Origin of the sequence: Sphingomonas sp. (assembly GCF_048595155.1) — a bacterium.
Taxonomy (GTDB): domain Bacteria; phylum Pseudomonadota; class Alphaproteobacteria; order Sphingomonadales; family Sphingomonadaceae; genus Sphingomonas_I.
This window is the reverse complement of the sequence record NZ_JBMDXN010000096.1, coordinates 1-7,313: the sequence shown is the minus strand read 5'-3', so window position 1 is coordinate 7,313 and position 7,313 is coordinate 1. Positions and strand designations below refer to the sequence as shown.

The window sequence follows — 7,313 nt, the reverse complement described above, 5'->3', positions numbered from 1 at the left end:
GATGATCGAGGGGGCGTGCCACCGACTTGTTGGGACGGCGGCCGAGGATCATGTCGAGCTTCGTGCCCGCCTTGATCGCATCCAGATCGCCCTTCACCATCGCGGCGACGGACTTTGCCTCCTCCTCGCCCACACCGGCGCGCTGCAGTACCCGGGCGAAGCCGTCACCTGTTCCCAAGGTCGCGCTGACCTGCACCTGCGGCCGCTCCGGCGTGTCCGCCAGCCGTTCGACCAGATTGGTCGCGATCAGCCGGCGTCCGGTGTCGGACCCATAAGCCGACGGCGCGATCGCGCCGGCCCGCATCTCCTGCTCCTGCGCGGGTGCGAGGGGCGGCGTGCCGGTGCCGGTCACGGGGGTCATTGTGGGTGCGAAGGAAAGGGCGAGCGCGCACAGGGCGGTGCAGGTCGCGAGGCCACGCCACCATTCGCGGCTGCCGATGCGGGTGCCGAGATCGACCACGATGTCGAGATCGGCGGCGCGCTCGATCCCGCGGCGCAGGGCGCCCCGTTGGAATCGATGCGCCGGCTGCGTCGGTGCCAGCGTCGCTGCGCCAGCTGCGCTCACGAAGCCGTCGCTCTCCCGCAGGTACATGATGTTCCCCGTCTTGAGCCCTGAGTGGGTCGGTCTAACGCCGACAAGGCGGCAGGACTGTGGATAAGCGCGGTTAAAGTCAATCAATCCGAATGTTTACCGCGGACAGCTGCGATAAGATGAGTCGTTTTCCCGCCGAAGCGAGTCAGAGATTGGAACCATGGCCAACAGAGAGCGCGGCCGGGCACGACTTTTTACCGCGCTTTACCCCTCTCGAGGCGCCGGCCTGATAAAAAAGCCCGCGGCTCATCAGAGTCGATGGGAGACAGGTCATGAATTACCTTCTCGGTTCGCTCTTTTCGCTGTTCACGGTGACTCTGGCAGGCGTGGGCGCCGCCCATGCGCAGCCGCCCGAGAAGCCGGTCTCGATCGTGCTGGTGCATGGCGCCTTCGTCGACGGATCGGGCTGGCAAGCGACCTACGAAATCCTGACGGGCCACGGTTACGAAGTGCTGGTCGTCCAGAATTCGACCGCATCGCTGACCGGCGACGTCGACGAGACCAAGCGGGTAATCGCCCGTGCCCGGCATCCGGTCATCCTCGTCGCCCACTCCTATGGCGGGGCGGTCATCACGCAGGCGGGCAACGATCCGAAGGTGGAACGGCTCGTCTACTTTTCCGCCTTCGCCCCCGATGTCGGCGAGACCGTCTTCCAGCTCGCCACCAAACCGGTGCCTGGTGAGCCCGGCCCGCCGCTGCTGCCGCCGAGCGACGGCCAGCTGCTGGTCGATCCCGCCAAATTCCCGGACGCATTCGCGCTGGGCGTGGACCCCCGCCTGACCCACTTCATGGCGATCGCGCAGGTGCCATGGGGCATGCCCGCGGTGGAAACGCCGATCGACACGCCGGCGTGGCGCAGCAAGCCGAGCTTCTTCATGATCGCGTCCCAAGATCGCATGATCCCGCCCACGACCCTGCGGATGATGGCCAAGCGCGCGGGCGGCACGACGGTCGAGATTGGCGGCCCGCACGCCATGATGCTGACGCATCCAGCCGAAGTCGCGGCCTTCATCGAACGCGCCGCGACCAGCGTCGCCGCGAAGTAACCCCGCTGTTCGCGGGCGCCCAGGTCACCGCCGGGCAGGATTTCGCGCCTCACGTGATCGGGGATCGCGAGCTGATCACCGGCCAAGATTCGCGATCCGACCCGCCGATCGCGGCAGCGCTGATTGCCGCGCGTGACGCAATCCTGTGCGAGCTGGTTGCCATCGCCTGATCCGCGCGCGGTCCGTTCGGCCGGCATTCTCCCGTCAGCCTCGTCTCATCGCTTGCTTTTGCCGCCCGCTACGCCATCTTGCCCAAGACATGACGCGCTTCGCCGCCCAACCGCTGGTCGCGGTGCTCGGCCCGACCAACACCGGCAAGACCCATCTCGCGGTCGAGCGCATGTGCGGTCACTCGTCCGGCCTGCTGGGTTTCCCGCTGCGGCTGCTCGCCCGCGAAGTCTATGATCGGGTGGTGGCGATCAAGGGGGCGGAGTCGGTTGCTCTTGTCACGGGCGAGGAGAAGATCCTGCCGGACAAGGCGCGCTGGTTCCTGACCACGGCGGAAAGCATGCCGCTCGACAAGGAGTTCGCCTTTGTCGGCCTGGACGAGGCGCAGCTTGGCGCCGATCCGGAGCGAGGCCATATCTTTACCGATCGCCTGCTGCGCGCGCGGGGCCGCGAGGAGACGATGATCCTCGGTTCGGAGGCGCTGCGGCCGATGCTGCGCGCCTTGACCCCCGATGCGGAGATCATCACGCGGCCGCGCTTCTCCACGCTGACCTATGCGGGGCCGGCGAAATTGTCGCGTCTGCCCAAGCGCTCGGTCGTCGTCGCCTTCTCTGCCGAGGAGGTCTATGCGGTGGCGGAGATGCTGCGCCGGCTGCGGGGCGGTGCCGCGGTGGTCATGGGATCCCTGTCGCCGCGCACGCGCAACGCGCAGGTCGCCATGTTCCAGGCCGGCGAAGTGGATTATCTGGTCGCGACCGACGCGATCGGCATGGGCCTCAACATGGACGTGGCGCATGTCGCCTTCGCCTCGTTGCGCAAGTTCGACGGCCGCAAGAGCCGCCGCCTGACGGTGTCCGAAATGGCGCAGATTGCCGGGCGCGCGGGGCGACACCAGCGCGACGGCACGTTCGGGACGCTCAGCCTGGAAGGCCCCTCGGCGCAATTCGAGGACGAAGAGGTCCTGGCGATCGAAGAGCACCGCTTTCCGCCGATCGACCACCTCTATTGGCGCGACGGCAAGCCGGACCTGGGATCGATCGACGGCCTGATCGCGGCGCTGGAGCGGCGGCCGTCGTCGCAGGTGCTGCGTGCGGCACCGCAGGCGATCGACCTGGCGGTGCTGAAGCGGCTGGCGGACGAAAGCTGGGTGCGCGATCGGGCGCGCAGCCCATCGGCGGTGCGCCGCCTGTGGGATGCCTGCGGCCTGCCCGATTTCCGCAAGACCGGGGCCGAGCCGCACAGCCGGCTGGTCGGGCGCGTGTTCAAGCATCTGAGCGAAGGCGACCTGCATCTGCCGGTGCCGTGGTTCGCGGACGAGCTGGCGCGGCTGGACACGACGCAGGGCGATGTCGAGACGCTGGCGGACCGGCTCGCGGCGGTGCGGACCTGGGCCTATATCGCGCACCGGCCGGACTGGCTGGCCGAGCCCGAACATTGGGCGGCGCGGACGCGCACGCTGGAAGAGAAATTATCGGATGCGCTGCATCAGCGCCTGACCCAGCGCTTCGTCGACCGGCGAACATCGGTGCTGATGCGCGATCTGGGCGCCAAGGGGGCCGATCTGCTGCCGATGAAGGTGGAGGCCGATGGCAGCGTCACCGTGGACGGCGAATCGATCGGCATCTTGATCGGGTTCCGGTTCAAGGCCGACCCGCGCGCGCGCCATGGCGACATGAAAAGGCTGATGGCCGCGGCCGAGCGGCGGCTGGGCGAGGAATTGGGCAAGCGGGCGCGGGCGCTTGCGGTGGATGAGGATTCGGGCTTCAGCCTGGCAACCGATGCCGGCCGCCCGGTCGCCTTGTTCTGGCAGGGCGACGTGGTCGCACGCCTGACCAAGGGCAAGGATCTGCTGAGCCCGCGAATCGAGCTGCATCGGGCCTTGGACGCGCTCACCCCGGCCGATCGCCAGGCGGTGGTGCGGCGGCTGCAGGTGTGGCTGGACGATCAGATGGCGCGCCACCTGCGGCCGCTGATCGATATCAGCGCGGCGGCCCGCGACCCCGCGCAGCCCGCGGCGATCCGCGCCTTGCTGGCCCCGCTGGCGCAGGCCGGCGGCCTTATGCCGCGGCGCGCGCTGGAAGAGGTGCTGACGGCGGTGGAGCGGGATATGCGCGGCCCGCTCAATAAATTGGGCCTGCGGATCGGGACGCTGGATGTGTTCATGCCGGCTTTGATCAAGCCGGAGGCGGCGCGCTGGCGGGTCGCGCTCGCGGCCGCGCAGGACGGCGTGGTGATGCCGGGCCTGCCGGTGATCGGCGCCGTCTCCGCACCGACACCCGCGGAGGTTGCGACCTGTCATGCCTTCGTTCTGGCGGGTTTCCGGCCGCTGGGTGCACAGATGCTCAGGGTCGATCAGGTCGAACGGCTCGCGCGCAATGCGCATGACGCACGATCGGGCCGCGCCGCGTTCACGCCGGACGCCGCGCTCGCGACCTCGCTGGGATTGATGCCGCCGAGCTTCGCGCAGCTGATGCTCGCGCTCGGCTTCCGTTCGGCCGATCAGGGGTGGGTCTGGAAAGGAAAGCGTCCACCGGCGCCGGCCAAGAAGAAGCCGGTCAAAGAGCGGCCCGGCAATGCGTTCGGCGCGCTGGCGGGGCTGCGCCTTTAGGTGCGGCTCGACAAATATCTCTTCTTCACCCGCGTGGTGAAGACCCGGTCGCTGGCACAGCGCATCGTGGAGGGCGGCCACGTCCGGATCGACAGCCGGCCGATCGAGCGGGCACATACCGATGTGCGACCCGGCATGGTGCTGACCTTCCCGCTGAACGATCGCGTCCGGGTGCTGCGAGTGGAGGCAATTCCGGTGCGGCGCGGCCCTGCGGCGGAGGCACAAGGCTGTTATACGGACCTGTCACCGCCTGCGACCGGTTGACGCCACCGGGAGCCCGCCATATTCGCGCATGCTTCCGAGGAGCTTTCCATGACTTACGTCGTCACCGACGCCTGCATCCGCTGTAAATATATGGACTGCGTGGAAGTGTGCCCGGTGGACTGCTTCTACGAAGGCGACAATATGCTCGTCATCAACCCGAGCGAATGTATCGATTGCGGCGTGTGCGAGCCGGAATGCCCGGCCGAGGCGATTCTGCCCGATACGGAGAACGGGCTGGAAAAGTGGCTGGAGCTGAATACGACCTTCTCCGCGCAGTGGCCGAACATCACGCGCAAGCGCGACGCGCCGGCCGACGCGGACGAATGGAAGGGCGTGCCGGACAAGTTCGAATCGCATTTCTCGCCGGAGCCCGGCCAGGGCGACTGATTCGTGCCGCTTCGCAGCATCGACTGCGGCCAAACTGGACGGTAACCGCTATCAAAATGCCGGCTTTCCACGGAAAGCTGGCATTACGGTCGTAATTCTGTTACATAGCTTCTCAAGAAGTGAGCGCCGCGCGGGCGTTTTCACAAAGGATCATGTTTCCCGAACCGCCCCCGCTGCCGCCGGGCCGCTCTTAGCGGACTTGTCGGAGCCGCGCGGTCCGCTTGAGCAGGAAGGTCTCTATAAATGGCTGCAAAGGCGCTGAGCTTCGTCGTCGGCGATTATGTCGTTTATCCCAAGCATGGTGTTGGCCGGGTGGTCGAACTGCAAAGCCAGGAAATCGCAGGTACGAAACTCGAGCTGTATGTGCTTCGTTTCGAAAAGGAGCGCATGACGCTGCGCGTTCCGACCAACAAGGCGGAAAGCGTCGGCATGCGCAAGCTGTCGTCCAATGCCCAGATGTCGGACGCCCTGACCACGTTGAAGGGCAAGCCCAAGGTGAAGCGCACCATGTGGTCGCGCCGTGCCCAGGAATATGAAGCCAAGATCAACTCGGGCGATCTCGTGTCGATCGCAGAAGTGGTCCGCGATCTGTTCCGGGCCGAGGATCAGCCGGAGCAGAGCTATTCCGAGCGGCAGATCTTCGAAGCGGCGTGCAGCCGGCTCGCCCGTGAGCTGGCCGCGATGGAGTCGGTCGATGAGCCGACCGCGCAGGTGAAGATCTTGGATATCCTTCGCGCTGCGGCGGCGATCCATAACAAGGTTGCTGCCACGGCTGCATAAGCGGCGGCTTCTTCAAACCAAGGGAAGCGGCGTCCCGGAAGGGGCGCCGCTTTCTTTTTGTCCTGTGCAGATGGGCGGATGCCGCGGCCTTCAACGCCGCTTGACGCTTCCCCGTGCAGGGGTGTATCATTGTGTTAATACAGTGAGAGGGGAATGTTATGCGCCGCCTGCTGATGATCGCACCTCTTATGCTGCTGGCAGCCGTGCCCGCCGCCGCCGCTGAGCGATCCTTTCCGACCGGGGGCGGCTTCGATCGGATCACGAACAGCACGCCGTTCGACGTGTTTGTTCACACGGGACGCGCACCCGGCGTGCATGTCGTCGGCAGCGACGAGGCGATCAAGCGGCTCGAGTTAGACAATCGCGGGGGCGAGTTGCGGATCGGCACGAAATCGAGCGGCTGGTTCTCGGGCTGGCGCTGGGGTTCCAACGTTCGCGCGCGGATCGACGTGACCGTACCGGCGCTGGTGTCGGCGCGCGTGTCTGGGCCGGGCAATGTGACGATCGATACGGTGCGCGTCCGCGATTTCGGCGCCCATGTCTCCGGACCCGGCAATGTGAAGGTCGGTGCGCTGGACGCGAGCGGCGTCACGCTCTCGCTGAGCGGCCCCGGCGATATCGCCATCGCCGGCCGGGCGGCACGCGCGGTGATGACCGTGTCGGGTCCCGGCAATATCCATGCGGAACAGCTTCGCCTGGGCCAGGCCAATGTCACGGTCAGCGGCCCGGGCGGCGTCGATGCGACGGTGACCAACAGCGCCGACGTGCGCGTGTCCGGCCCCGGCGATGTCCGCATTCGGGGCGGGGCGCGGTGTAATATCCAGAGGAGTGGGCCGGGCGAGGTCAAGTGCGGCTGAGCGTGATGCCTTTACCTCAATCCGTTGGTGCTGAGGTGCGGGCTGGTTCTCCGTAGGGCTATCGGCAGAGCGTATCGAGGCGGTGGCGATGATCTCTCGATACGCGCTCTCGACAAGCTCGATCGCTACTCGACGAACGATTCGCGCTACCTTCATCATGCGATTTAAAGAGCAGGCGCACCTATAAGAGGTACAGCGAGGCCAGTTCGCGCACGAGGTTGGAGGGCAGGGCGGCAAGATCGTCGGTTTCGTCGCCCAGCAGGTCTGCCGGCGCATCCGCCTCGACCAGATAGCGCCAGCCCTGGTGCGCCCGTTTGGGCCGCGCGCGCACCGGCACAAGCATTTCCTCCAGCCGGATCAGGCAATGGCCGCGCTCATCTTCCTCGAAGCGAAGAATCTGACTGCGTGCGACCAGCTGGTGCTTGATGATCCAGAAGAGCGAGCCGCCGATCAGCTCGGTGTGGCGGGTCGGCCGGTAGCGGGTGGTGACGAACGTCTCGCCCGCCGCGGCCCGACCGGTTAGCCGTTCGCGCAACAGATCGGCGTCCGAACAGCCGACGGCGACTTTGGTAAGGTGAAGCAGGGGCACATTCCCCATCTGGCGCCTGTTC

The 7,313-nt window shown here is 66.6% G+C and carries 7 protein-coding genes and 1 pseudogene; 6 read left to right on the top strand and 2 right to left on the bottom strand.

Annotated features, from left to right (window positions below; translation table 11 throughout):
- Nucleotides 1–592 (bottom strand): annotated as a pseudogene (locus ACOJSI_RS14635) (M23 family peptidase); the annotation flags it as partial.
- Nucleotides 593–864: 272 nt separating this feature from the next.
- Between ACOJSI_RS14635 and ACOJSI_RS14630 the strand changes: the two are divergent.
- The 6 genes from ACOJSI_RS14630 to ACOJSI_RS14605 all read left to right on the top strand — a co-directional run bounded on the left by ACOJSI_RS14630 (nucleotide 865) and on the right by ACOJSI_RS14605 (nucleotide 6,702).
- Nucleotides 865–1,638, top strand: coding sequence for an alpha/beta fold hydrolase (locus ACOJSI_RS14630; RefSeq protein WP_420139032.1), 774 nt, complete (start codon nucleotides 865–867; stop codon nucleotides 1,636–1,638).
- A gap of 259 nt (nucleotides 1,639–1,897) precedes the next feature.
- A complete protein-coding gene (locus ACOJSI_RS14625) occupies nucleotides 1,898–4,414 on the top strand; it encodes a helicase-related protein (protein WP_420139031.1) in 2,517 nt (838 codons plus the stop codon).
- Nucleotides 4,415–4,678, top strand: coding sequence for an RNA-binding S4 domain-containing protein (locus ACOJSI_RS14620; protein WP_420139030.1), 264 nt, complete (start codon nucleotides 4,415–4,417; stop codon nucleotides 4,676–4,678).
- A 48-nt stretch (nucleotides 4,679–4,726) separates the two neighbouring features.
- On the top strand, nucleotides 4,727–5,065 hold the full coding sequence (fdxA, locus tag ACOJSI_RS14615) for a ferredoxin FdxA (RefSeq protein ID WP_420139029.1): 339 nt from the start codon (nucleotides 4,727–4,729) through the stop codon (nucleotides 5,063–5,065).
- A 243-nt stretch (nucleotides 5,066–5,308) separates the two neighbouring features.
- Nucleotides 5,309–5,845 (top strand): CarD family transcriptional regulator, encoded by a 537-nt coding sequence (locus ACOJSI_RS14610; protein ID WP_420139028.1) that lies wholly within the window; start codon nucleotides 5,309–5,311, stop codon nucleotides 5,843–5,845.
- A gap of 173 nt (nucleotides 5,846–6,018) precedes the next feature.
- Nucleotides 6,019–6,702 carry a head GIN domain-containing protein gene (locus ACOJSI_RS14605; protein WP_420139027.1) on the top strand — a complete coding sequence of 228 codons (684 nt, stop codon included), beginning with the start codon at nucleotides 6,019–6,021 and terminating at the stop codon, nucleotides 6,700–6,702.
- 181 nt (nucleotides 6,703–6,883) lie between these two features.
- Here the strand turns inward: ACOJSI_RS14605 and ACOJSI_RS14600 are convergent, their stop codons facing one another.
- A complete protein-coding gene (locus tag ACOJSI_RS14600) occupies nucleotides 6,884–7,300 on the bottom strand; it encodes a DUF1489 domain-containing protein (protein ID WP_420139033.1) in 417 nt (138 codons plus the stop codon).
- Between the last annotated feature and the right edge of the window lie 13 nt (nucleotides 7,301–7,313).

Excerpts from the sequence above, each read along its gene's own strand:
- ACOJSI_RS14605 (WP_420139027.1), top strand. The coding sequence starts at position 6,019 with ATGATCGCACCTCTTATGCTGCTGGCAGCCGTGCCCGCCGCCGCCGCT.
- ACOJSI_RS14630 (WP_420139032.1), top strand. The coding sequence starts at position 865 with ATGAATTACCTTCTCGGTTCGCTCTTTTCGCTGTTCACGGTGACTCTG.
- ACOJSI_RS14625 (WP_420139031.1), top strand. The coding sequence starts at position 1,898 with ATGACGCGCTTCGCCGCCCAACCGCTGGTCGCGGTGCTCGGCCCGACC.
- fdxA (WP_420139029.1), top strand. The coding sequence starts at position 4,727 with ATGACTTACGTCGTCACCGACGCCTGCATCCGCTGTAAATATATGGAC.
- ACOJSI_RS14610 (WP_420139028.1), top strand. The coding sequence starts at position 5,309 with ATGGCTGCAAAGGCGCTGAGCTTCGTCGTCGGCGATTATGTCGTTTAT.
- ACOJSI_RS14600 (WP_420139033.1), bottom strand. The coding sequence starts at position 7,300 with ATGGGGAATGTGCCCCTGCTTCACCTTACCAAAGTCGCCGTCGGCTGT.